The organism is Chloroflexota bacterium (genome assembly GCA_026710945.1).
Taxonomy (GTDB): domain Bacteria; phylum Chloroflexota; class UBA11872; order VXOZ01; family VXOZ01; genus VXOZ01.
Map to the genome: position 1 here is coordinate 47681 of JAPOQA010000040.1, position 24023 is coordinate 71703.

Consider the following 24023-nt stretch of genomic DNA (forward strand, 5'->3'; position numbering starts at 1 on the left):
ACCTACAGCGAAGTACACGCTTCAGACGTGGCGAATTTCCAGCCCTCAGCCACTAGTATACAGTCCTGGCGGCATGAATGTTAAGCAAAGCTCCGAGGCTCGCAAGCAGGCGCATAAAAGCGAACTCCAGCTTTATGGAGTCCGCTTGCGAGACTTCTCTAGAGAGTAGCAATGACCAACTACTAGCTCATCTGTTCGAACAGATTCTCCACCACGGTCATGGGACTGCTTGTTTCTTCCGGCCGGTTGCTTAGGATGCGATCCTCGAAGGTAGGCTGTTCATCTTGGTAAAAGAGACCCAAATAGAGCGGGTCTTCACTGGCGGCAAATTGCAAGGCGGTGTTGAAATTCGTAGGATCGAAGTCGACGGGAAGATCTTCTGTGGCATCCCGATAGTATTTGAAGGTGTTGACCGTATTGAACGTCGGGCAGGGGCTGTACGTATCTATGAAGGCAAACCCCTGATGCGCGATGCCGCGGGCGATGAGGTCGGCCAGTTCCTTGGGCTTGCTGGAAAAGCCGCGAGCGACATACGTGCAACCGGTGGCGAGAGCAAGGAGAAGCGGATTTACGGCCGGGTCGCTGGCGCCTTGCGGCGTTGCTTTGGTCGCCAGGCCGCGCTCGGCGGTGGGAGAAGTCTGCCCTTTGGTAAGGCCGTACACCGCGTTATCCATCACCACGTAGCAAATGTTCAGGTTGCGTCGGATGGCGTGAATGAGATGTCCCACACCTATGGCGAAGGCATCGCCGTCACCACCCATGGCCAAGACCGGCATTTCCGGCCGTACCGCGCGAATCCCGGCGGCAACCGGCATCGCACGCCCGTGAACCGTGTGAAAACCATAGGCATCAGTAAAGAAGGGCAGGCGGCTAGAGCAACCGATACCGGAAACGATGATCACATCTTTGGGATCGAAGTTGTGCTCGCTTAACGCCTTGAAGACAGCGTTGAGGACGCCAAAGTCACCACAACCGGGGCACCACGTCGGGCGTTCATCGCCCTTGTAATCGGCTACCTTCCGCTTCTCTGCGGTTATAACACTAGACATGCTGTGCCACTTCCTCTCTTATCTGTTCCAGGAGCCAGTCGACGCGGAACGGCATGCCGCCGAAAATGTTGATCCGCACGTAATCGCGCGGGTACTGGCTCGTGACCATGTTGGCGAATTGACCGACGTAATTTACTTCCGGGACTATGATCACGCGCTTGCTTTCGATGAAGGGCCGCAACTCATGGTCCGGAAGCGGCATGAGCATTCTTGGCGCCAACATATCGAGCTTTAGGCCTTCTTCCTCAGCTTGGCGAATTACCTCGATGACGGAGCCCACAGTAGAGCCCCACGTGAGAATGCCGATTTCAGCGCTCGGGTCGCCGAACCGGTCTGCCTCAGGCGCCTCAAGAGCTGCGCGCTCGAGTTTGCGAAAGCGTTTCTGGGTCATGATTGTATGCGTTGCCTCGTCATAGCGATGGAGGCCTTCTTCGTTATGCTCAAGGCCGGTGGCAATATACTGCCCGCCTGCTTGACCTGGGACGGCCATGGGTGAGACTCCGTTCTCCGTGAGCACGTAGCGATGATACTCACCGTTCATGCTACCGCCCTCGTCAACGACGCCGACGCCGTTGCCGTTCTCAGAGAACAACAGACGGTCTATTACTGCGACTTCGTTCAAGTCAGGACGGGGAATGCTCTCTGAGCGTACATTTAGCAGCGTATCGCCAAGCAGGATGACGGGAGTCTGATATTTCTCAGCGAGATTGAAAGCATTAACCGTTTGGTAGAAACAGTCTCTTACCGATGTGGGCGCCAACACTATGCGGGGGCACTCGCCATGTCCCGCAAAGGCGGCCTGGTAGAGATCGCCCTGCTCATGGCGGGTCGGCATGCCGGTTGAAGGCCCGGCCCGCTGCGCGTCCACGATGACGCAGGGGAGTTCCGCCATCGCTGCAAGTCCAAGCATCTCGATCATCAAGCTAAAACCGGGGCCGGAGGTCGCCGTCATCGCTTTTGATCCCGCGAACGATGCCCCGAGCACCATGCCGATGGCGGCAAGTTCGTCTTCCGCTTGCAGCGCGTGGCCGCCAGTTTTTGGCAAGTGTACCTCTAGGAATTCTTTGATGTCGCTGGCAGGTGTAATTGGATAGCCCGCCATAAAGCCGCATCCGGCGGCAATTGCACCAAGGCCGATTGCTTCACTGCCGCTCACCATGATTTCACCGGCATGAGATTTCTCAGGGTAGAGGGCAAAGTTCTCTCGCTGCGGGACGTTTGCAATGACATAGTCAATTCCCGCGCGCAGTGCGTCCAAATTCTTCTGGACTACCGCTTCGCCTTTCCGCAACCATCGTTCTTCGATGAGGGAATCAAGGTGCTTTGTCGGCAAGCCAAAGAGCTCCGCCAGCGCGCCAACCGCCACAACATTCTTGGCGATGGGAAATTTGAGCTGATTCTTGGCGATATCGTTGAGCGGGAATTCTACTTGTACGAAGTGACTATCTGCTGACGGCGTCACCTCTGAAGGGTCATAGACCAATAAGCCGTCATCTTTCGTTTCGGCTGCGTTGCGGTCGTATGCTTCCTGATTGAAGGCGAGAAGAATATCTACGGAATCGCCTTTACTATAGGAGCGGTACGCATTGAGCCTGATTTGATAGAACGCATGCCCGCCCTTGATCTCGGACGGCGGCTGTGAGTAGGTGAGAACGTGGAATCCGCCCCGCAGTGCCGCTTGGGTGAGCAGTTGGCCGGTTGAAACTATCCCTTCGCCAGCCTCACCAGCGACGCGGATGACTAGGTCGTTTCTCGTCATTATCCGTGTACTTTACTTCCTGCAATAGTCGACTGTTAGTGCTCTTGCGCTTGCCCCGTCAAAGGATATGCTTCCTCAAACGCAATTCAATAGCGCAAAGCAAGTATAGTGTATTCCTCTTCAATTATAAACCAGCGGAGCCTATCATTACAGCAGCGTGCTGCGGCGAGGGTGCGCTCGTGCAAACATTACGCCGGCAAGAGGGCGCAAGCAGCGGCGGCAACGGTCTCCATCTGTGTTATGTCCCAGCCATCGTACGCTGCAGGTCGAGGGCCGCGCGGACGAGTTGCTCGCCGGAGCCCGGCAGTACGCGGCTGGATGTCGGCTCATATGCCCCTTGCGGATATGCCGCTTCCGTACAGATGTACCCAAGGTTGCCGTTTGCCAGCTCTGCCAGCAGGTTGTGCTCGAATGGCGAGTGCTCCTTGATGGCGAGTCCAAGTTCGACGAACATCTCACCGGGGAGGGCCGTAATCGCGACGTTGCCAACGGCCAATACCTGGACTTCCGTGTCGAAGTGCTGCTTGTTCAACTCCTGAAGTGCCAGATTGCGATGTGCCTTCACCAGGTCGTCTCGTCCCGGGCCGCCGCCCATCGGTGAGGTAGCCACCGCTTCCCGCGCCCAGGCAATGTCTTCCGCGGTTGGAACAACCGCGGGCAGCGCTTCGATGCGCTGGGCCGCATGGACGATTCCGCCCTGTAGTGGTTCCAAGTGAGATAACGCCTGGGTGGCACTCTCAGCGAGCGAGCGGCCGATGCGCTCGGACTCTGCAAACCCCTTGAGTTGGTCTGGATCGTTCACGTTGACGTGGTTAATGTCGCCGCAATAGCCGTTGGCGTAGAGCAGGACGGCATCATCTAACTCCGGCGACATATTCTTGAAGTGCTTCTCCATCCATCCGGAATAGTCGGCCGAAATCTGGTCGCCGCCGGTTGTGTCGGCGTGGAGCGAGTAATTAACGAGCACACCAATAGGATCGCCTCGGCTGGTTTCCGCGAGCAGCACGTAAACGTCGGGATCGATAGGACCGACCGGCTCAATGACATCGGGATTGTTCTTGCCTGGGTTTGTTTTGACACTGCCGTCACGCATGTGGAAGCGGCGGTTGAAAGCAATGCGGGTCTCTTGCGACTTGCCGATGCGCAATGTGCCTTGCGTTCGAGAAACCCATGCTTCCTGCACGGCCCCGGCGATCTGCGCTTCCAGGTTCGCCATGTACGATTCGCTCATGCTGCCAAAAGTGGCTGAGCTACGGTCGCCGCGCGTAATGGGGCCGGTGTGCGTATGAGTGCAGCAGATAAGCACGTTGCCGCCGGGAATGTCGGTGGCTGCTGCGATCTGCTGCCTAGCGTTGACAACGCTTTCTTCACGAATAGAGACTAGATCGCAAGTTACCAGCGCAATTGCTGTGTCGCCGTCGTCGATGACGAGCGCCCTGGCAAAGAGATCATCATGCACGGCGCTGGCTGGCCGTACGTGGTAATACCCCGCCATGTGCGTGCCCAATGGGGGCGAAATGTTGCGTTGTGCGGCGCCAAGTAAGAGTGCCATAGGTTCCCTGCCCTCCCCATAGATGAAAGCTTTTCCAGCAGTTATCCCTTGATTCGATCGGCTGCCAGCAGCGCCGCATCGCGGGGGAAATCTGCCACATCCACGCCTGCGGCCTGGAGCGCGTTGATTTTTGATTCCGCCGTGCCAATGCCGCCCGAGACGATTGCGCCGGCGTGTCCCATGCGTTTCTCCGGTGGGGCGGTGCGACCGGCAATAAAGCCAACGACGGGCTTGGTCATGTGTGCCTCGATGTAAGCGGCTGCCTCCTCCTCATCGGTGCCGCCGATCTCGCCGATCATGACCACCGCTTCAGTTTCCGGATCACCTTCAAACATGCGCAGGACGTCGATGAAGCCGGTGCCAATCACCGGATCGCCGCCAATGCCGACGACGGTGGACTGCCCGACGTTCTCGCCAGTGAGATGAGAGACCACCTCATATGTAAGGGTGCCGGAGCGGCTGACGACGCCCACGGGACCGGGCATGTGGATGTCACCTGCCATAATGCCCACTTTGGCCTTACCCGGTGATATGAGGCCAGGGCAGTTTGGCCCTTGTAAGCGTGCGCCCTTGAGATTTACATAATGATAGACGCGCAGCATGTCTTGGACGGGAATGTGCTCGCTGATGCAGACCACGAAGGATACACCGGCATCCACCGCTTCTAAGATGGCGTCCGGCGCAAAAGGACCGGGCACAAAAATTATCGAGACGTTTGCGCCCGTCTCGCGGACCGCCTGGGAAACCGTATTGTAGACCGGCACGCCGCATGCCTCCTGGCCCCCGCGGCCCGGAGTAACACCAGCCACAACCTGCGTACCGTACTGCACCATCTGCTCCGTATGGAACGTGCCCTCACGACCGGTGATGCCCTGTACGAGCAGGCGGGTTTGCTCATCGACTAGTATGCTCATGCGCCCGTCGCCTTCGGCGCAGTCGCCTGTGGCAAAGCCGCCACTCTCACTACTTCCTGCGCAGCGGCATGCATGGTTTCGGCAGCCACGAGCCCGGCCTCTTGCAAGATTGCGCGACCCTCTGCCTGGTTGGTGCCCACCAGGCGCACCACCATCGGCACCTGACGGGATAGCGACGGCAGGGCGCTTACAATCCCCCGCGCTACCTCGTCGCACCGGGTAATGCCGCCAAAGATGTTGAAGAGGATGGCGTTTACGTTTTCGTCATCGAGGATGATGCGCAGGGCATTGGCGACGCTTTCGGCACGGGCGCCGCCGCCGATATCGAGGAAATTGGCCGGGCTCCCGCCGCTTAGCTTGATCGTGTCCATGGTCGCCATGGCGAGTCCGGCGCCGTTGACAACGCAGCCGATGGTGCCGTCCAACTTGACGAATGACAGTCCTGCTTCGCGGGCCGCGCGTTCCGCGGGCTCTTCCTCATCGTGGTCGCGCAGGTCCGCGAGAGACTTGTGGCGGAAGAGGGCGTTGTCGTCCAGGTTGATCTTGGCATCGATGCACTGAATGGTACCTTCTGCGGTGATGACCAGCGGGTTGATTTCAACCAGCTCGCCGTCGTTCTCGGTGAGCGCCTGCACGAGAGTCTTGACGATGCGTGCAAAATCCCTGCTCAGGTCGGACGGAATGCCAATGTCGAACGCCAGTTGGCGGCCTTGGTAGTCGGCGAATCCGGCGAGGGGGTGCACGTGCACGCGATGAATTTTTTCCGGCGTCTCCCGCGCGACCTCCTCGATCTCCACGCCGCCCTCCGCGCTTGCCATGATAGTAATGGCCTTCGTCGTGCGGTCGAGGATCACCCCGAGATATATCTCGGTAGCGATGTCTACGGCCTGCGCTACCAAGACCCGCTGTACGGTGATGCCCTTGATGTCCATGCCCAGGATGTCCGCTGCCTTCTCCGCGGCCTCATCCGGTGTGGCGGCTAGCTTTACGCCGCCCGCTTTTCCTCGTCCACCGACAAGCACCTGAGCTTTAACGACCACAGTACCGCCAATCTCGGCCGCCGCCTCCCGCGCCTCTTCCGGCGTGGTCGCCACATGCCCGGGCGGAATCGGCAACCCGTACTGCGCCAGAATGTCTTTCGCTTGAAATTCGTGAATCTTCATGAATTGAAAACTAAACCTTTGCCGGTTTTGAGGAATGTCAGCAACAGAATACCGGAATTCCTAGCCACGTGTCGAATGAGAATTACTGCCGATTCCAGGAAAAAACTGTGGACTGCCCAGTTGGCTGTCACTCCGGCGCATGCCGGAGTCCAGGAGAAGGGGAAAGGGAGATTCTTAGCTGCACCAGCTAATCAGCGGGATTCCATCTTCAATGGCAGAAATGGATGCGCTCGCATTGGCACGGTCACTCTTCGAGTCCCTGCCTGGCCATAAGCTCCCTAAGATTGTGCTTTGTGTCGTTGGAGATGCTCGATTCTAGAAGATTCTTAAGAAGATCTTTTGCTCCCCACCAGTGGTCCTGCACACCGATTTTGTCCAAATGAAGCAAGAAGCGCGCGAGTTCATTTGGAAATCGCTGGGGGAGATTGCCTTTCTGAAGACTGTATAGAAGGTTGCCAAACTCCGATGTGTTCTCTCCCATCCTCATTGCAAGCGCGACGGCCTCGGGAAATACGGCTGTTAGTTGCGCAGGCCAATGAAGCATCTGTGCGACTTCTTTGGGCGTGAGAGCGTACGGTACTCCCTCAAGACGGTTTTCCCAGTAGTCCTTCAACCAACGATGCCACCACTCCCGTTGTGTGGCTTCGTCCATCTCCCACAGGTAATTCTCATTGAGATTGGAGGTGAAGACCTCCCCAATGTCTGCACCTCCATCATTGAATAGCTTGGGTATCCACGTGTTCAAAGGATCCTCGACAAAGTAGGCGATCATGTAGATATAGCGTTCAATGAACTGGTCGCGTAGGTATTCGCCCTTTGTGCTAAACCATTGGACAGCTTCAAGGAACGCCTCTTCCAAGAGTTCCGCCACACTAGGATTGGGAATTATCCGAGCTAAAGCCTCCCGTGCCACTTCCCAGTTTTTGCTGTCGGGATCGAATGATGGGAGCAAGTTCTCTAACGTCCACGCTCTATCGACTGTCAATAGAAACGCGAATTCGCTGGCAAGGACGGAAATGCTCAATTTGCCGGGCAGTGTGGAGTCGTTGACAACTGTTGACAGAAGTACGCGATATTCATCGATCATAAACTCGGGCGTGGACTCTTGGGCATTGTGCCAGACTGAAAGTCCATGCAGCCAAAACTCAGTCAGCCTTCCTGCCGTGTGCTCGTGGGCTCTTTCAAACCAGTCGTCTAGGTGTTGATCTGTCTCTTCCCATTTAAGGTCTTGCCAAAGAGCGGAAGCGATGCTATTGGCGACCGAGAGTAGCTTTAGCGCATAGGGTTTGCCCCTGTTTTGCACCAATGAGAACAGTACATTGGCAATTTCATAGGCATACTTGGCATCTATGCCACTGTTAGCTAGGCATGAAATCACGCTACGGTACTGTTCCTCGTCTAAGTCCATAGCCATCCAGGCATTCAGCAAAGAGGTCCAAAGGTCAGTTTCCAGATTTCCACTCTGTGCCAATGATTCAGCAAGTTCGAACCCCCAGTCAAAACTCTGCTTTGCCGCTTCGGTTAAGACACTCAACAACCCATTGCGGTTTAGCATGTAGTGTTCACTCGGATCGAATGCAAGTAGCTCCTCTCGCCAAGTGGCTGCTGGTCTATCCAATAACTCTTCAACAGTCCAAGGGCTTCGCGGACCTAACGAAAGTTCTGAGTAAATGAGGAAGTCTGGATGTTCTCGCGGTCTGAATTCTGGAAGGAGTCTTGAAGTCTCATCACGGGCTTGCTTCGCTATTGGGCAATCCAAATCATTTGAAATGAGCCAATGAAACCAGTCGAGTTTGTGCCGTGCTTCAATCTGCCTAGGTGTCAAGGTTGTGTCTTGCTTTCCCTCCCAGCGGAACTCTAGAATTGCCGAGACTAGTGCTCTCTTGGTCCTTTTGTTGGCATTCGGATAAGCATGTGCCGCTAAGCGGAATACTTCGTGGTGGATTTCGTGATCATGAATATTGACGTTTGTCAGTAGCCATTCGATCTTCTCATGCGAAGCAGGCTCTCTTTGAGCGCAAATAGTGTTCAAAGCAAGGCGACGTAAGATGGGAGCGTCCGAAGTAGCTAAACAATTCCGCCACCTCGTTGCTGCACTCGCCCGATTCTCCGCTAGCCATTCAAGTGAATCCCGCGCTATATTAACTAAGATAGTCGACAATCCGGTTGACCTATTCTGTTCGTGCTCCTCAATGGCAGGACGTTCCCAGTTTTCGCTCGTTCCCCAGATGCGAAGGACGCTGTCCCTTTCTTCCAAGCGCTTAGTGGCAATGCTAATCACAGATTCTACGACCTGGTCGATTGTAGGTCTGAGGCTGTCCTCCCACAAACCTCTGAGTGCATAAGTTGCGCCAGTAAATCTTAATCCCGCTCTGATTGGCGTCTTTTCATCGTTTTCAAGGTCGTACCCTTGCTTCAGGGTTAGACGGCTTGCCGTCATCGCATCAAACAACTGAATCAAGCTCTTCAACAGTCCTTGTTGCGCGCACAGCCTAGCCAGTGAGGACAAGATATGGTGAGAATTCGTATCCTGCGGAATATCCGCGATCAATACAGATATCCAGCGTGACAAGGCCGTTTCATTTATCTCGGCCTCACTCTTCGAGACATGGTGGCCTGTCTTCCACCAAAGATTCGGGTGCAGGCGCAGGTTGTGTCTCCCTATCAGGAGAAAGAGCCTATCGGGGTGTTGGCACGCGAATTGGCTACTAAGCCACCAAGAGAGGATGCCCTCTATCCCGTTAAGTTCCCCGAATTCAAACAGTGAATCTAGGTAACTGCGCTCGTCCAGCCACTCAATCCATTCAGGTGACGTGGCGTGCTCGGCAAAGAACCTGGTCTTGACCTCATCTCTAAGCGCTTCCTCGATGACGTCAGCCTCTTCCCTGCCGCGCGGTGGTGGTTGCTGCGCAATGTCCTTGATAAGGCGCTGCCAACCCAATATGCCGAGGCGAACATGATTCGCCAGGCGTTCGATTCCTAAGTCGAGTGCGCCGTGATCGTTCTTGGTTGGTATTGGATAGAGAATTGGTTCAATACCAAGGGTTTTCCAGCGCTGAAATTTCTCACTTTCATTCCCCACTTCGTCGCCAATTAGAGCGTAGCGCTTTGCTTCGTTCACTGGCAATGCACGCGCCAAGTAGTGCATGTCAGTGTCTCTGTGGCTATAGCCTACAAAGAGGACCGTGTATTCGCGGAAGAGGGATACAAGAAAGCGACGCGCCCAGCCCTCGGTCAGATACGCCTTGCCAAAGTCTTTGTCAGTAAGCACCATATTGTGGGGGCAGCTTACCGCGCCGTGAACGTGGACGATGCCGCTGAAGTCATCGCCCAAGGGCAAGGCGGGCGCTCGGAACTGCTCGGGTTTAGTATCAAACATATCTTCAATTTCGGCCGCCTGCTCGAACAGTTCGTCGAAGTTGGTCGTTACGAGGCGAACGCTCTGATCTCTTGTAAAGAGCCGCAGGAGATTGAAATGTAGAGCGTTTGGCTTCAGGCCATCCCGCGTAAGGGCTTTGGCGGCAAGGGCATGGACATCTGTCCTATTCTCTTGCTGGAGTCGGCCCAGAAAGCGATCTTCGGTTTCGCCCTTCTGCGATTCAACGCCAGTCCCACTTGCGATCTCGCAAGCCAACTGTTTGAAATCTGGTAGACGAGCCGGTTCCCCCTTAGAAACACCTGCTCCAGCGAAGACAGCAAGCGTGTTGTCGCGTAAGGCATCCATTACTTCCCGGGGGAAATCTATGTCTGCAATTCTCATCTGTGAAGTCACCAATGCATGCGGTAGCCACACCTGAGTCTCTACACCTATCATTATACTTTGTAAACTTGCGTGGGTTGACTGCGGACTTGATTCGCATTGCAATGCTAGTAGATGCTTGGAGTCTGTCTAAGGAATTTAGGGCCAGCTTTAGTAGCAATACCTTGTTAAGGAGACTGGAGAATGCAATTACGTACGTTGGGAAGAACCGGCATACGCATCTCGGAGGTGGGGTTGGGGACGTGGGGGATGGGCGGCGATCGTTATGGGCGGGCGGACGACGCGGAGTCGCGGGGCGCGATCTTGCGCGCCTTGGAGCTTGGCATTAATCACATCGATACCGCTCCCATATATGGCAACGGCCGCAGTGAAGAGGTGATCGGCGATGCCATTGCGGGGCGACGTCACGAGGTGGTGCTGGCCAGCAAGGTGGGCATGTTTCCCGGCGGGCGGCAGAACTTTGACTACTCAGGTCCAAGGGTTATGCGCGAAGTCGAGCAGAGCCTGCGCCGCCTGCGTACGGACTACCTGGACATCTTCTATCTCCATAGCCCGGATGAGGATCTCTTTCGTGACGATGGCCTGGAAGCGCTCGTCCGCCTGAAGGAGCAGGGCAAAATCAGAGCCACAGGCTTCTCCGTCATGTCGGTAGATGAGGGTATTCCACTGGCGATGCGTCTCATCGACCAGGGACAGGTGGATGTCATCCAGCAGGCATATCGTCTCTTATACACCTTGCCCGCCACGGAGCTCTTCCCAATGGCTGAGGCAAGAAACGTAGGTGTAATCGCGCGAGAAAACTTCTACTTTGGGTTCCTCACCGGCGCCATTACGCGCAAGACGGTCTTCGACGATTATGACGACCGGCGCAAATTCAGGGCGGACTTCATCGATGCCGTGCTGGCGCGCGTAGAGAAGCTGGACTTTCTCACGAACGGGCGCACGATGACGCAGGCCGCGCTGCAGTTCGTGCTTGCCACACCGGGCGTGCATGGCGTGATTCCCGGGGCGATGACGGTTGCCGAAGTCGAGGACAACGTACGGGCCTCGGGTGGCAAGACGGTTACAACTGAGGAAATGGCACAGGTCTTGGATCTGGAGGCGCGCGACTACGATCTGCCGCCTATTCCGCCGCCGGTGTGAGGAAAAAGCGACGAGCTTTTCGAAGCTTCATTAGTCGGTCTCGTTGGATTGGGTATTCTAGCGCTTCGCTCCGTCCATGCTTCGACAAGCTCAGCACGAACGGAGCAATGGCCTTGGAGGCGCGATTTTGACTTGCCGCCGATACCGTCGCTGGTGTGAGGAAATATTGATGAGTCTTGCAGGGCGTCGCAAGGCAGTCTCGTTGGCCTGAGAATTCTAGCGCTTTGCTCCGTCCATGCTTCGACAAGCTCAGCACGAACGGAGCATTGGCCTTGGCAGTGCGCGATTACGACTTGCCGCCGATATCGCCGCCGGTGTGAGGAAAAAGCGATGAGCTTTTCAAAGCTTCATTAGTCGGTCTCGTTGGATTGAGAATTCTCGCGCTTTGCTCAGTCCATGCTTCGACAAGCTCAGCACGAACGGAGCATTGGCCTTGGAGGCGCGCGATTACGACTTGCCGCCGATACTGCCGCTGGTGTGAGGAAATATTGATGAGTCTTGCAGGGCGTCGCAAGGCAGTCTCGTTGGCCTGAGTATTCTAGCGCTTTGCTCCGTCCATGCTTCGACAAGCTCAGCACGAACGGAGCATTGGCCTTGGAAGTGCGATTTTGACTTGCCGCCGATACCGCCGCCGGTTTGAGCTCTAAGCACTAATCACTAAGCTCTAAGCAGTTGAGGCTACGCAGGTATTCTGATCATGATTGGCCTCGGCGCTGGCGTGCCTGAGGAAGAGAAGGAAGAGGGGGGGGGGGCAAGCCCCCGCGCTACAGCTCATGTAAGCTCAGCTAGTACAAAGCTGAGACTTACAGCGCAATGACCTGTCCCGCAGCTTGGGTGTAACCAAGATACATGCGAATGACATCATGGGCGTCCTCGAGCGTTGCCGTCTGTGGCGGCGTATTCTCGAGCACGCTCTCGGCAAAGGCGATGATTTCGGGGGCGTAGCCCAGGAGGAAGAGCCCCTTGTTGGCAAGACGTCCGTGGGAGAAGTCTGGCAGCCAGCGGCGGGGAGCGGCGGCATCATCGCTGACGAATGACTCCCTGGAGCGCGGCTGTCCCGGCGGATAGTACGTAAGGTCAACGCCATTCTCAACCACTATGGAAGCACCTTCGCCATTCACCTCCACACGGTCCCATGGCGCGTTTTCCCCTTTGCCTGCGGCTTGGTGCAGGCAGCCGATGCTGCCGTTGGTAAACGCGAATACGCCCAGCGAACTGCCGCTACGCGTTTCGTCGGCAAAGTAAAGTGTCCTTGCCGAGCCGAGCAAGAATTGCAGAATCGAGAGTGGATGACAGCCGATCTGGAGGAAGCGCATCATCTCGGGACTGTGGGGTCGCCCCTCGACCGGCGGCAAGTCTACGGCGTAGTGGACATACGCCGACGTTGGTGCGCCGAATTCCGGTTGGGACATTAATTCCTTGGCGTGCTGGATGGCTGGATAGAAGGGTTTCTTAAAACCGACCTGAACGAAGCGCTGCGCTTGGTCACGCGCCGCTTGCATCTCCTCGATTTCGGCCAGCGTCGATGCCGGCGGCTTCTCGATCCAAACGTGGACTCCCGCCCGCAGCACATCAATCGCCACCGGCGCGTACTGCGGTCGCCCTTGTATGTCGTGATTGAGCACTACAAAGACTGCGTCAAGCTCCTCCTGATCAAGCATTTCGGCATAGTCGGTGTACCAGCGCAAGGCGCCAAACTGCCGTGCACTAAACCGGGCGCGTTCCTCAATGAGATCGCAGACCGCCACCAACTCCACCGGAGCATACTGCAAGCTGGGCAGAATACTCTGAAAGGCATGCTTGCCGCAACCGATGAATCCTGCGCGTATGCGCCGATCGTACTCATAGTTGAAGGGCATCTGGATAGTCCTCTATATGGGCAAAGAATGACTGCATGTGAACGTGACCGGTCTTACTGCCCAGCGCACATAGGTAGCCGGCTCGGGTCTCATTAGCGACGGTCGCTGCTCTTGCGCAGAATGTTGCTGCGCCCGCGCGGCGGTCCTTCCGGCAGCCCGGAGGCGTCCACTTCGCGTCGGCGGCGCGTCTCGTCCGAGAAGTACTTGGCCCACTCGGCGGGCGCATCGGGTTCTATGCCCCCGTGGCGCGTGATCCGCTGCCTGACTCGAATGGAAAGCGGCGTATTGACGGCGGCTCCGGCCACAATCGCCTGCCCCTTGGAGAGCGCCGGCAATTCCGCCAATAGGTCATGGCTCGCGCTCTCGACGGCCGCGGCCACGCTGCTCTGGTCATACTCGTTGACGATGCGCAGCAGGAATTGCGTCATACACTGCGAGAGCACGTCGGAATCAAGCTTGCCGGGGCGTTGGCTGATGAGGCCCACGCCTACCCCAAACTTGCGCCCCTCGGCCAGGACGGTCTTGAGGATATTCGTGGTGACCACGTCTTCATTTGCCGGGGCAAAGTGATGGGCCTCTTCGAGCAGAACGAAGACTGGATAATCAAGTCGGTCCTTCGGGCCGCCGATTCCCTTAGCCGCATTCATGCGGGCTTTCCAAATCATGCGCAAGAGCACGGCCACGATTACTTGCTGCTGACGGCGATCAATTTCGTTGAGCTGCAGCACGGAACAGAGGCCGGGACGGAAGAGCTGGTGCAGATCAATGGTTTCAATGTTGTCGAAGTTCGGTGACTCGGCAAAGAGGCTTTTGAGGCGCCAATGCAACGCTCGTGCACTGCCGCGCATTTGCAGATCCGGCTTGGCGCGACTGCTTTGCTGTTCCATTCCGCCAGCGTCGTCAAGCCAGTCAAGGTTGCCGTCGTCTGAAGATTGATTCCCACTTTCGCGGGAATGACGAGACTGTGCCGCAGCCTGCTCTTCCTCTCCGCTCTGCATGTGTTCCAAGGTTCCAATGAGGTCACCCGTTGTCCATGGGGTCTTGTCTTTGCGATCGCCCTCCACGCGATCCAACGCCAATCGCAGTGCGTATTCCATGGGTCCGGAGAGGCCGAATTGCGCGCCGAGAAGGAAGCGCATGTCGTAGAACGTAAGGTCAGACACACGAATCTTCACCTGGTCCTGGGGGACGGTCCTTACCTCTGCCTTGTAACCGTCGTCGGCACTGAAGTCGGCGGCATTTCGAATTTCCTCCAGCGTATCGTACTCCCCATGAGGGTCTACAACGAGAATACTGGCGCGGTTGATGGACTTCATCATCTCTTCGATCAAGACGGAGGCAAGATAACTTTTGCCTGCGCCGGTACCGGCGATAATTGCCATGTGCGTTGCCGTAATGGAACGGACATCCAATACCACCGGGACTCCCTCGGTGAAATCTGCTTTGGGGTTAAAGGCGGGACGGGAGAGTAAAGACCCGACAAATGCACCGCCTCGCTCTGCTTCGCCAATATTTCGGTCAAACGCGACTCGATTCAACACCGCTGCGAGCGCGTCGTCCGGGGCCAGGTAGATTTTCCAGCCTATGCGCGGCGGGATGCGTGGATTGACGAAGGCGCTCAACTGCGCATCGTGGTAGCCCATGATGCTGACGTGGATTTCGAATAGTTCGTCAGAGGCAGTATCGGGTCCAGCCGTGCCATTCGGGGACAGCTCGGAAGAACTGTGGTAGCCGACGAGCGCTGCCATTTGCGCCGGGTCAACTTCCGGATGGGCGAGGAAGGAATCCGGATAGAGCCGCAGCGGAACGCGCCGTATCACACGTCCGAGTATTTGACGCTGCGTGCCGTCAACCTCGGCTTCGTAATAGACGACCTCGCTCGTCTTTCCCCGCCGCTCGGTATCGGGGGTGACGAATGTATACTCGTTCGGTGTTTCGCCGGGTCCCTTGGCAATGCCAATAATCATCGGTCTGCGCTCTTGGTTGTGACGCTCCCTGACCCATTCCAGGGTTGGCCGTAGCGGCAGCTACTAAAGTGCCTTGTCGCCTATTGCTCCCGCCGGATAATGTCCAGTTCATCGGTTGCGCCCTTGATGAGAAGCCGCTGGTCGTTGGCGAGGCCCATGTAGCGGAAGCCTTGCTCGAGCCGCATGTTCAGCGCTTGGCCGGAGCTGGTATGAATACCGGGAGCCACGCCGTACTTTTGAGCTACCGATACGACCTGGCCAATGGCAGCTTCGAAGTCCGGATGATGGCTATCGGTGCTGGGCGGCAGGCCCAAAGAGGCACAGAGATCGTTCGGCCCGATGAAAGCGGCGTCGATGCCGGGGACGCTGAGGATTTCGTCGAGCCGCCGTATGGCATCGGCATGCTCGATCTGAATGACTACGAGCAACTGATCGTTGGCATGTTCCAGATACGCGGCTTGTGTTGTGCGGAAGGCATAGTGATTGCGCCCGCTGCCGATGCTGCGCATGCCGGCAGGAGGATAGTGGCATGCCGCAACGGCTCGCTCAGCCTCATCGCGCGTGCGCACCATCGGCACTACGACGCCGTATGCGCCGGCATCGAGCACACGCTTAATCCACACGTGGTCGTTCCAGGGCACGCGAGCGGTTGGCACGACATCAGTTGTATTGATGACCTGAAACAGGGCGCGGGTTTCACGCACGTCAATGGAACCGTGCTCCATATCGACGTTGAGCCAGTCAAATGCCATGTGCGCCAGAGATTCCGTCGCCAGCGGGTCGCCTAGGGTGAGCCAGGTGCCGATTGCGGGTTTCCCCGCGCTAAGAAGCTGCTTGACCGGGTTTTCGCGCATGCGCCAATCACCTTATGTTCTCTGAAGGAAGGGAACAAAAATTCTACCTAAGTGTACCAGAGCTAGCGTACTGCAAAAGGAATGTATGAACCGTCCCAGGCATTCCTGCTCGATACGCCCTCTATGCATAGGGACTGCCGGCAAAGTCATCACTCCCGCAAGCGTGCGCCGGGGCTTGTCCAGCGCCCCCGCTTCCCCTATTTCAATGTCCCCGGACAGGCTTTGCGCTGGCATAGCGGCGGTGGCCGCAGGTTTGAAACATTCGCTACCGGAGCCGCAGATTCTAAATCTGCGCTACCGGAGTTAAATGGCCTGTTTTCAGGGTAGTGTCGGTATCCGTCAAGATGCTGCTACCCGAGCGGTGTAACTCTTGCCTGCCAGGAGAAGTGGGCGGCAAGTGTGCGCAGCAGGCGCTGGTCGCCGGGTTCGGGGAAAAGCGAGAGCAATTGGCGAATGACGGCAAGGCCGAGTTCTGTGACGAGAGGACTCTGGTGCGAGATGAGATGAGGAAGGTAGCCGAGGGAAAGGTGTCCGTCTACTCTGTGGAATCGCCTTGTGTCTTCATCACTCATGCTGGCAACTTCTGCATCCACGGGCAATGAGTACGGAATGACGCCGTGTTCGTTAGCCTCTTCGTCCCGATAGCCTACGATGATGATGCCGACGGCGGTGGCCTTTTCCACCAAGTAATCGGGGGCAAGCATTACTTGGTCTGAGGGAGGATTCAGGCGGGGGCCGACACTGCCGTAGTCAGGATTGAGGAGAATGGTGTCGTACACAATTCCCACTGCCGTTCGTTCGCCCGCAGGATCAATTGGCGTTACCACAAATCGACCGAAAGCGAAGGCCTCAGGTACGGGATCGTAATCCGTTTCGTGGGGGGCGAAGACCTGGCAGACGTAGTCGGTATGGGAGTTGGACTTAACGATACGTCCAATCACTGGCATGGCTGAAACCCCTTATGCCCTTCGCCGCTCTTTGCTCGCCTGTTTTGCGGACGCGAGCATCGTGCGAATGTCATGGTGGCGTCCGAATTCTTCAAGCGCACGCAAGTACCGTTGCCGGTCTGCAAACGTAATTACTGCGGCTGCGTCAGCGGCTTGGATCGCATAGGGATAGCCGCCGCCGCCAATTGCCTCCGCTCGCACCCAGTCTATCACGCAGTCGAGCATACCGGCGCGAAGCAGCCAGGCGGGAAATTCGAGCCGCGCCGGTGGTCCGCTATTAATCTTGAGGTACGTAAAGCAAATTTCGTTGCTGTAGCTCCGGCCGGTCTCAGGGTCCGCGTAGTTGCCTTCCTGCACGACATCCTGTCGCTGGCAAAAGAACGCGGGCAGCCGCCATGGCCGGTCGTCACTCCTCGGTCCATCCAAGAGCGCCGCATCGCTGATAAGTGAAGCGCTCAAGAGGCTGCTGCCTTGGACATAACACAGCATCCGCGCAAAGTCGCGGGCGCGCGACCGATCAATGTAGGCGATCAGCGGCACCCGGCACTCTTCCGAAGTTCGCAGCATACTCACAGCCGCGGCCCGGTAGCGGTCGCGCACCTCAGGTTTGGGGCCGGCGAATGAGACCGTGAGTGAGCCGTCGAAGAGGGCTACAGCCCGTTCTCCGTGCCCGCGGTGCTCACGCATGAAGGTGTTGATGCGAGCAACCTCAAGCTCGTAGCGGCGCAGGGAGATCCAAGTGTTCGCATCGCTCTCGTCGTCCCCAAGATCGCGGGGCGTCAGCACTTCCACGTGCGCATCCTTCACATACGAGTCTCGGGACGAGTGCGGGTTGATGAACCAGGCAATCTGTACGGCGGCTACCGGCAAGGGAAAGTCCTTGGTGGCCGGCAACTGGCTGCCGTCGACCGCGCATACGGATACATCCGCGAGAATCTCTGCCGCCCAGTGGCGCATCGCGGCGACATTGTCCCAAGCCTCCGAAAACGGCATGTGAATTCCCGGGGCTCTGTCAAATTCGTCGGTAGGTAGTGCGCCCGGCGCAGCTTCCGGGGCGAGCCGCTCGCGGAGTTCAGCGGCGCTCATCCCCGAGAGAGAATCACATGCCGCAAATAGCCCCTGCAGTCGTAACCGTTGCTCTTGATCGAGCTGTGTCAGCGCCTCGCGTTTGTCGTCGAGCGCCTTGATTATTTTATCTCGGTAGAACATGAAGTCCTCCGCACTTGCCCGCGGAAGGGGGCAGTCCCACGTTTGCCGCGAGACCGTGCGTCTATGGCATTGCTCATTGTGGTGCTGCGTGACAACCTGACGGATTCATCAGAGTTTAAGAACCTGCGCTATTCCACTTCCACAGAACTTACGCCATTCTCTTTGCGCACGCGAACTACCGAAGAGACCATTGGTTCGAAGGTATCGTCGTGGCTTATGACGAAAAGCTGTTGGAAGCCCGTTACTCGTTCAAGCTGTTCGGCCAGGTTGTGGCGACGCTCCGCATCCATATTCTGGGTCGGTTCGTCAAAGAAGGCAATATTGATGTCGGAGAGTTGGCGCAAGAGTCCTAAGCGCACGGCCACGGCAGCGCTCATCTGCTCGCCGCCGGACAGTTGCAGGAACGCGCGCCGGTGTCCGTGTTGCTCAAGAAGTATGTCGTAGTCTTCAGTGAGTGAGAGTTCTGCGGAAGCATCTCCCATAATCTCGCTAAAAAGTGTATTGGCTTCCGCCGAAATCTGTTGAATGAGGTGGCGGGCGATGTGGGGACCTGCATCGCGAATGACGTTGCGCAAGAAGCCGGTTACCGTAAACACCTCTTGCGCAGCCGCCAGCGCCTGTTTGGCGTCTTCCAATTCCCGTGCAGACTCCTCGAGGGCGGCGATCTCTTGCTTCGTGAGAATAATCTGCTTACTCAAATAGCGGGACCGTTCGTTCGCGGCGCCTAACAGGCCCTGGGCCTCATTCAGGTTATTTTGAATCTCACTGAGTGCGGCCGGATTCCAGGACTCCTCGCACGCTGTGAGTAGTTGCTGCGACTCCGTGACGGCTTGCGCGTTCTTTTCCTTGTCGCCGGCGAGAGCCGCCACTAGCTCTTTTCTGCGTGGTAGGTCGGCTGCTATTTGCTCATGCTGCAGGTAAACTTCAAAGTCATTACGGTGAGCATCTGCAATTCGGCGCTGCTGGGCTACACGGCGGTCGAGGTCGGCGTAAGGCTTAAGTTGCTCGGTTACTCTCGCCAACTTCTCTTCAAACGTTCGGAGTTCGCGTGTGACCGCGGCAAGGGATTCAGCGCGCTGCTCATACTCGCTGGAGGCGTCGTACAGTCGTTCCGCAATCTGACGCGGATTTCCTAAGCTTTTTAACTCTTGCCGGAGGGTCTCCTCTTTTTCTTCAAGCTCTCTGAGTAGCTTGGCGATGACCGGTGCCGGCCATGCTCCTTGCAGGCGATCATCGATGCGCCGTGTCAGGTCTTGCTGCTGCTGGTCAAAGTCGTGGAGATCGCTCTCGAGATGTTGTAAGCGCGGCGCCAGGTCACCCAGACGATCAACCTCTTTCTGAGCTGCCCTTGCCCTGCCCACTTCCTGCTCGATCCTTACTCTCTCTGCCTGCAGTTTGTCGGCCTGGTCCACTTGGTCGCGCACGAGGCCGGCAATAATCGGAATTAGGCTTTGGCCCTCTTCCACCTTTGGACAGAAATCCTTGTAAAAGGGACAGAGGCCATCGGCGGCCATTTCTTGGGAGTCTTGATTGAAGCGTCTTTGTGCTTCGTAGGCGCTAAGCTGGTCTCTTACCGTTTGCAACTGTCGTTCAAGGTCTTCAAGCTGCGCCGCGATCGCGACGAATGACTCACAATGCGCAATGGCTCTTGCCGTTTCATCGCGCTTGGGTAGGGTCTGAATGTATCGTTTACGCAGATCGTCTCGCCGTTCAAGCCACAACCCGATCTCCCGCAGGTCTTCGTGCTGTTCGCTAAGGCGGGAGCGCGCGTACCCAGCAGCCTCGCTTGGCGCCGCGGGCAAGTCTGCAGACACCTGTTCTCTCAGACCGTTGCTCCGGCCGGCAGCAGCCCGCCGCAGGACTTGCGTCACCTGCTCGCCATGTTGGCGAGCGTAGTCGAGATCGCGGCCGAATTGCAGCAATTGCCCTTCCAGGCGCTCCTGCCGCGCAACCTGGGGCTCCAAGGCCGTGCGCTTTGCTGTTGCTTCGCTTGACTCCTGCACGCCCTTTGCAAGCGCGGTCTGTCTCGTCCGCAAGGCCACGAGCTTTCTTTCCACTGAAAATCCGTTCTGGCGAAGCTCATCGGCAGACTTGCGATCCTCTTCCAGTGCAGTTAGTTCACCTTGTGCCTTGCGGTAGGCGGCGTACCCCGCCGCGGCCTCATTGGTACGAGCTTCCGCGAGCGCGGCTGCAGCGGCCTGGGCTTGCTCCGCCTCAAGACGATTCTGAATATCTTGCTGCTGTTGTGTGAGGCGCCTCACCAGTTCACGTTGCTGCTCCAGTGTCTGGCGCTGGGTTTCCAGACGCTGCTGTTCTGCGTGCAGGCGTGCTTGGTCCGCGGCCAAGATGCGAGTCTCATTTGTAGTCTCTGCATGCTGTTTCACGAATACGGCGAGCGCCGCTACTTCGTTGGGCAAGCGCTCGGCTTCCGGTTCCAAGGCAGAGACGCGCCGCTCTTGGTCCGAGACGTTGCCTCGGAGTGCATCCAGGACATCGCGGAGCCTTTCGTACACCTGACGGTACGCATCAACGCGCAGCAAAGGATCGAAGGTGTCCCTGCGCTGGGAGGGAGTGAGCAAGAAGTCGGCTGTTAGCCGCCCCTGCGGCACGCCAAGCACGTCGGCGAATACTCGTGCCAGGTCTTCATACTCATCCAGACCAATGTGTTGGCGAAGAAACGCCTGCACGTCCTGTTTCTGTTGGGCGACACGCCCTTCCGTATCGAAGCTGTAAACGTAATAAGTGGACGTCACCGAATCTGCACTGCCGGCGGAACGCTTCAGCGTGCGTACAGCTTGGTATTCACACTCATCGAGACGTGAAAGAAACGTCACACGCACGTCCGTCTCTAACGCGTTGTGCCGCATGAATTCCCGCTGGTTGCGGTACGGCAGGAAGTCGAAAAGCGCAAAGCCGATAGCTTCCAAGATTGTGGTCTTGCCAGCACCATTTGGCCCGAAGATGGCAATGGTGCCTACCGGAAACCGGATGGTAGCTTCCTGGTAGCTCTTGACGTTCTTCAGATACACTTCGGTAATGCGCATCAGGAGTCAGTCTGAGTACTGAGCCGGTCCGTCGCCCGGCGGAATCGAACCGAAAAGATTGTCTTGCTGAACGTAGCGCGATAGGCGACCGCTTTCCCCTGGATCCTCACCGCTCTGTGACGAGGGAGCATCTTCATCACGCCACTCCTCATCAGCGGCATCTTCGCTCTGGTTGCCTGTCGGTACAAGTGCAGTCGCCTTGTCCCGTGTGACCTGCGTCTGCTCGCGCAGGCGGCGCCCCACCTCCTCTGCGATCTCTGTGGCCGTGACCCCGTCGAGGACCATCTGCTTTAGTATGACTGCGATCTGGCCCACCTCAGCCGCAGTCGCCGCAAAGCGATCGTCGGCCCGCACGAGGTTTTCAAAAACCATGCGCTCCAGCTCGTTACGGTCAAGCGTGTCATTGCCGTCTACCAGGCTCGTGGGAGCCTCCTGCAGCGATGATCGTACACGCACGATCAGGGGATCAATATGTTTATTCGCCAGGTGCTCGATGGCTTCAGTATCGATTTCCGTGCGCGAGAACCGGGCGACGCCCGTAAGCAAGATTTCAACCACTGGGGACTTTTGCGCTTGGGAGGTCCGGCCGTGAACGGTATGCGCTACTTCACCCTGCAGCAATGGCTCTACGTCCCCGCGTGGTGCCGGTTCACGCTCTATCTTCTCCTCGAGGAGTTGTAGCAGTGCGCTTGGAGTCGGGCAGGCATCCAGCTCTTGCCGGATATGCATGAAAGAGCGGCGCATTGGGTAGTTGCACGTGGTTGCATGAAAGGACGGTGTCTGGTCTGTGTCTACCGCCACGAGGATTGCGCCCTTTTCACGATATTGCCACTCTTCACTGCTCCAGGTTTCCGGACACCCGGGATTGAAAAGCCATTCCTTCCCGTCAAGTGTTCCACGATATGGGGCGTGAATGTGGCCTAAGGCGAAATAGTTCACACAGTGTCTGAGAGTGCCCAGGTCTTGTTGGCGTGCAAACGGATGACCTTGGTCGTAGTATCCCTCGACAGAAGTGTGCGAGAGAAAGATAGAGAATTCAGCGTCAGAGTACGCAGCAGCACCTATGGCGGTCCCAATTTCACTTAGCGCCGCGCCGGTCTGAGCGCCTTGGTATCTGAGGCCGTAGATGCGTGCTCCCGCCAGGTCCACGTAGCCGCCGGTGCGCTCCTCTTCGTCCCAGGGCTGCGGCGTCCAGCCCTGGTCGTGGCGCGCACAATTTAACAGACAGAGAAGGCCCCTCTGATTGAGGTACTCCATCCAGGAAAGACTATCGCCGTAGGAACGCTCGTGATTTCCCTCGATGGCAACTACAGGGATTCCCGCTTCTTTCAGTCGTTCAAACTCCGTGACGGCGATGAGGAGTGTGCGCGGGTCGAGAGTGCGTTTCTCAAAGAGGTCACCGGCAATCAAGAGAAAGTCAACGCGCTCTTCTAACGCAGTGTCGATGACCCACTGGAATGCATCGACAAAATCGTCGTAACGCTCGTGCAGGCCATATTGCTGGTAGCCGAGATGAATGTCTGCAGTGTGGAGAAACTTGAACTGCATAGCATCTATCCCATTGCGGGGCGGCAAAAGTCCTGCCCGCGAAGGTGCGCGCGACGCATCAAATTGTCGACAGCGGAAACGGATCGTCAGCGAGCGGATCGCGGCTCCGATCCAGCGGCACACCGTTCGCAATGGTGTGGGTATTTTCTAACTGCTGCCTGCCGTCTCGCTCCTCGCCCTGCGGATCCAAGAAGGTGAAATTGCCTTCGTCGACGCGGAAAACAGCAATGTCCGCCGGCGCGCCGACGCTAAGCCGGCCGCAAACGTGGTCGTACCCTACTGACTGCGCGGGAGTCAGCGTGCTGAGCCGGACAACGGTCTCCATGTCCATGCCGAGGGCAAGGAACTTTGACATCACGTAGGGAAAGCTCTTTGCCGAGGTGCGAATGCTCCTCTGATGCAAGTCGGTGCTGATGGAATCGGGTGGAAATCCTTGTTCCATGGCAGCGGCGGTAATGGGAAACGAAAAGCTGCTATTGCCGTGACCCACGTCGAAGAGCACGCCGCGCTCGCGGGCTGCCCAGGCCTCATCTCGGACGCGGCCACGCATCAAGATGCCGCCGGGCTTGCCATGAAAGCAGTGCGTAACGATATCGCCCGCGCGCAGCATGGGAAGCAACTCCTGCAATGTTGGCGTCGGCATGGAAATATGCACCATGAGCGGCACTGAATACTGGTCGCAGAGCTCGCGCCCCGCCCACAAAGCCATCATTCCGGTGTGCCCGGTGCTGGAGCGACCGGCACGAATCTTAATACCGGCGATGAGGCCGCGGTGCATCTCCAGGGTGGCTGCGTTAAGTTCCGTATCGACATACGTCATGTTGTTTAGTTCGCCGACCTCCTGGCAATGCACGAGGCCCTTGGCGCTGAGATTGAGCAAGGGAATAACCCGAACCTGCGACGGTTCGATGATGAAACGCTTGAATGCGGGGAACGTCGCGGCGCCGCTGCTGCCGGGATCTATCCAGGTGGTTACGCCATGCCGAGCGCCGACCAAGTCCGGATCGAGGCCGGTGCCGCCCACGCCCCAGTAGCAGTGCCCGTGCAAGTCCACCAGCCCGGGGGTAACAAGCTGCCCGGCGACGTCAATCTCTTGTCCGCCAGAGCCCACGAGTGTGCCCTCCGTAATGGCAGCGAAATTGCCGTCAGCGATGCCAATGTCGCCGGTGAAGCGCCTGCCCTCTCCGGGATCGATGATATCGCCGTTTCGCAGGATTAGGTCGTATTTCATTTGGGTCTTCTCCAACGGAAGGGT

Annotated in this window: 15 protein-coding genes; 1 reads left to right on the forward strand and 14 read right to left on the reverse strand. The window is 57.3% G+C overall.

Features of this window, described 5'->3' with window-relative positions; translation table 11 throughout:
- Positions 1 to 182: 182 nt before the first annotated feature.
- The 6 genes from OXE05_08155 to OXE05_08180 form a co-directional block, all read right to left on the reverse strand.
- Positions 183 to 1049 (reverse strand): 2-oxoacid:ferredoxin oxidoreductase subunit beta, encoded by an 867-nt coding sequence (locus OXE05_08155; GenBank protein MCY4437286.1) that lies wholly within the window; start codon positions 1047 to 1049, stop codon positions 183 to 185.
- Entirely contained in the window at positions 1042 to 2808 is a 1767-nt protein-coding gene (locus tag OXE05_08160) for a 2-oxoacid:acceptor oxidoreductase subunit alpha (protein ID MCY4437287.1), read from the reverse strand. The genes OXE05_08155 and OXE05_08160 overlap by 8 nt, the downstream gene beginning before the upstream one ends.
- Before the next feature lie 238 nt (positions 2809 to 3046).
- Positions 3047 to 4360, reverse strand: coding sequence for a neutral/alkaline non-lysosomal ceramidase N-terminal domain-containing protein (locus tag OXE05_08165; protein ID MCY4437288.1), 1314 nt, complete (start codon positions 4358 to 4360; stop codon positions 3047 to 3049).
- Positions 4361 to 4401: 41 nt separating this feature from the next.
- Positions 4402 to 5274, reverse strand: coding sequence for a succinate--CoA ligase subunit alpha (gene sucD / locus OXE05_08170; protein ID MCY4437289.1), 873 nt, complete (start codon positions 5272 to 5274; stop codon positions 4402 to 4404).
- The gene (sucC, locus tag OXE05_08175) at positions 5271 to 6437 is read right to left on the reverse strand and encodes an ADP-forming succinate--CoA ligase subunit beta (GenBank protein ID MCY4437290.1); all 1167 of its coding nucleotides are present in this window, start codon (positions 6435 to 6437) and stop codon (positions 5271 to 5273) included. Before sucC ends, sucD begins: the two co-directional genes overlap by 4 nt.
- A gap of 244 nt (positions 6438 to 6681) precedes the next feature.
- The gene (locus tag OXE05_08180) at positions 6682 to 10197 is read right to left on the reverse strand and encodes a DUF4020 domain-containing protein (protein ID MCY4437291.1); all 3516 of its coding nucleotides are present in this window, start codon (positions 10195 to 10197) and stop codon (positions 6682 to 6684) included.
- 183 nt (positions 10198 to 10380) lie between these two features.
- Between OXE05_08180 and OXE05_08185 the strand changes: the two genes are divergently transcribed.
- Positions 10381 to 11340 (forward strand): aldo/keto reductase, encoded by a 960-nt coding sequence (locus tag OXE05_08185; GenBank protein ID MCY4437292.1) that lies wholly within the window; start codon positions 10381 to 10383, stop codon positions 11338 to 11340.
- Between the two features lie 803 nt (positions 11341 to 12143).
- On the opposite strand, the gene OXE05_08190 is transcribed toward OXE05_08185, so the two are convergent.
- From OXE05_08190 to OXE05_08225, 8 genes are all read right to left on the reverse strand, one after another.
- A complete protein-coding gene (locus OXE05_08190) occupies positions 12144 to 13199 on the reverse strand; it encodes a Gfo/Idh/MocA family oxidoreductase (GenBank protein ID MCY4437293.1) in 1056 nt (351 codons plus the stop codon).
- Positions 13200 to 13291: 92 nt separating this feature from the next.
- A complete protein-coding gene (locus OXE05_08195) occupies positions 13292 to 15166 on the reverse strand; it encodes an ATP-binding protein (protein ID MCY4437294.1) in 1875 nt (624 codons plus the stop codon).
- 80 nt (positions 15167 to 15246) lie between these two features.
- Positions 15247 to 16020 carry an aldolase/citrate lyase family protein gene (locus OXE05_08200; protein ID MCY4437295.1) on the reverse strand — a complete coding sequence of 258 codons (774 nt, stop codon included), beginning with the start codon at positions 16018 to 16020 and terminating at the stop codon, positions 15247 to 15249.
- 350 nt (positions 16021 to 16370) lie between these two features.
- The gene (locus OXE05_08205) at positions 16371 to 16967 is read right to left on the reverse strand and encodes a hypothetical protein (GenBank protein MCY4437296.1); all 597 of its coding nucleotides are present in this window, start codon (positions 16965 to 16967) and stop codon (positions 16371 to 16373) included.
- Positions 16968 to 16979: 12 nt separating this feature from the next.
- Positions 16980 to 18176, reverse strand: coding sequence for a DNA double-strand break repair nuclease NurA (locus OXE05_08210; protein MCY4437297.1), 1197 nt, complete (start codon positions 18174 to 18176; stop codon positions 16980 to 16982).
- A 128-nt stretch (positions 18177 to 18304) separates the two neighbouring features.
- Positions 18305 to 21220 (reverse strand): SMC family ATPase, encoded by a 2916-nt coding sequence (locus OXE05_08215; protein MCY4437298.1) that lies wholly within the window; start codon positions 21218 to 21220, stop codon positions 18305 to 18307.
- Positions 21221 to 21226: 6 nt separating this feature from the next.
- Positions 21227 to 22768 carry an exonuclease SbcCD subunit D gene (locus tag OXE05_08220; protein MCY4437299.1) on the reverse strand — a complete coding sequence of 514 codons (1542 nt, stop codon included), beginning with the start codon at positions 22766 to 22768 and terminating at the stop codon, positions 21227 to 21229.
- Between the two features lie 58 nt (positions 22769 to 22826).
- Entirely contained in the window at positions 22827 to 23999 is a 1173-nt protein-coding gene (locus OXE05_08225; protein ID MCY4437300.1) for an amidohydrolase/deacetylase family metallohydrolase, read from the reverse strand.
- Positions 24000 to 24023: the final 24 nt, after the last annotated feature.

What these genes read in the sequence shown, in the direction of transcription:
- OXE05_08155 (MCY4437286.1), bottom strand. Translation starts at nt 1,049, where the DNA reads ATGTCTAGTGTTATAACCGCAGAGAAGCGGAAGGTAGCCGATTACAAG.
- OXE05_08160 (MCY4437287.1), bottom strand. Translation starts at nt 2,808, where the DNA reads ATGACGAGAAACGACCTAGTCATCCGCGTCGCTGGTGAGGCTGGCGAA.
- OXE05_08165 (MCY4437288.1), bottom strand. Translation starts at nt 4,360, where the DNA reads ATGGCACTCTTACTTGGCGCCGCACAACGCAACATTTCGCCCCCATTG.
- sucD (MCY4437289.1), bottom strand. Translation starts at nt 5,274, where the DNA reads ATGAGCATACTAGTCGATGAGCAAACCCGCCTGCTCGTACAGGGCATC.
- sucC (MCY4437290.1), bottom strand. Translation starts at nt 6,437, where the DNA reads ATGAAGATTCACGAATTTCAAGCGAAAGACATTCTGGCGCAGTACGGG.
- OXE05_08180 (MCY4437291.1), bottom strand. Translation starts at nt 10,197, where the DNA reads ATGAGAATTGCAGACATAGATTTCCCCCGGGAAGTAATGGATGCCTTA.
- OXE05_08185 (MCY4437292.1), top strand. Translation starts at nt 10,381, where the DNA reads ATGCAATTACGTACGTTGGGAAGAACCGGCATACGCATCTCGGAGGTG.
- OXE05_08190 (MCY4437293.1), bottom strand. Translation starts at nt 13,199, where the DNA reads ATGCCCTTCAACTATGAGTACGATCGGCGCATACGCGCAGGATTCATC.
- OXE05_08195 (MCY4437294.1), bottom strand. Translation starts at nt 15,166, where the DNA reads ATGATTATTGGCATTGCCAAGGGACCCGGCGAAACACCGAACGAGTAT.
- OXE05_08200 (MCY4437295.1), bottom strand. Translation starts at nt 16,020, where the DNA reads ATGCGCGAAAACCCGGTCAAGCAGCTTCTTAGCGCGGGGAAACCCGCA.
- OXE05_08205 (MCY4437296.1), bottom strand. Translation starts at nt 16,967, where the DNA reads ATGCCAGTGATTGGACGTATCGTTAAGTCCAACTCCCATACCGACTAC.
- OXE05_08210 (MCY4437297.1), bottom strand. Translation starts at nt 18,176, where the DNA reads ATGTTCTACCGAGATAAAATAATCAAGGCGCTCGACGACAAACGCGAG.
- OXE05_08215 (MCY4437298.1), bottom strand. Translation starts at nt 21,220, where the DNA reads ATGCGCATTACCGAAGTGTATCTGAAGAACGTCAAGAGCTACCAGGAA.
- OXE05_08220 (MCY4437299.1), bottom strand. Translation starts at nt 22,768, where the DNA reads ATGCAGTTCAAGTTTCTCCACACTGCAGACATTCATCTCGGCTACCAG.
- OXE05_08225 (MCY4437300.1), bottom strand. Translation starts at nt 23,999, where the DNA reads ATGAAATACGACCTAATCCTGCGAAACGGCGATATCATCGATCCCGGA.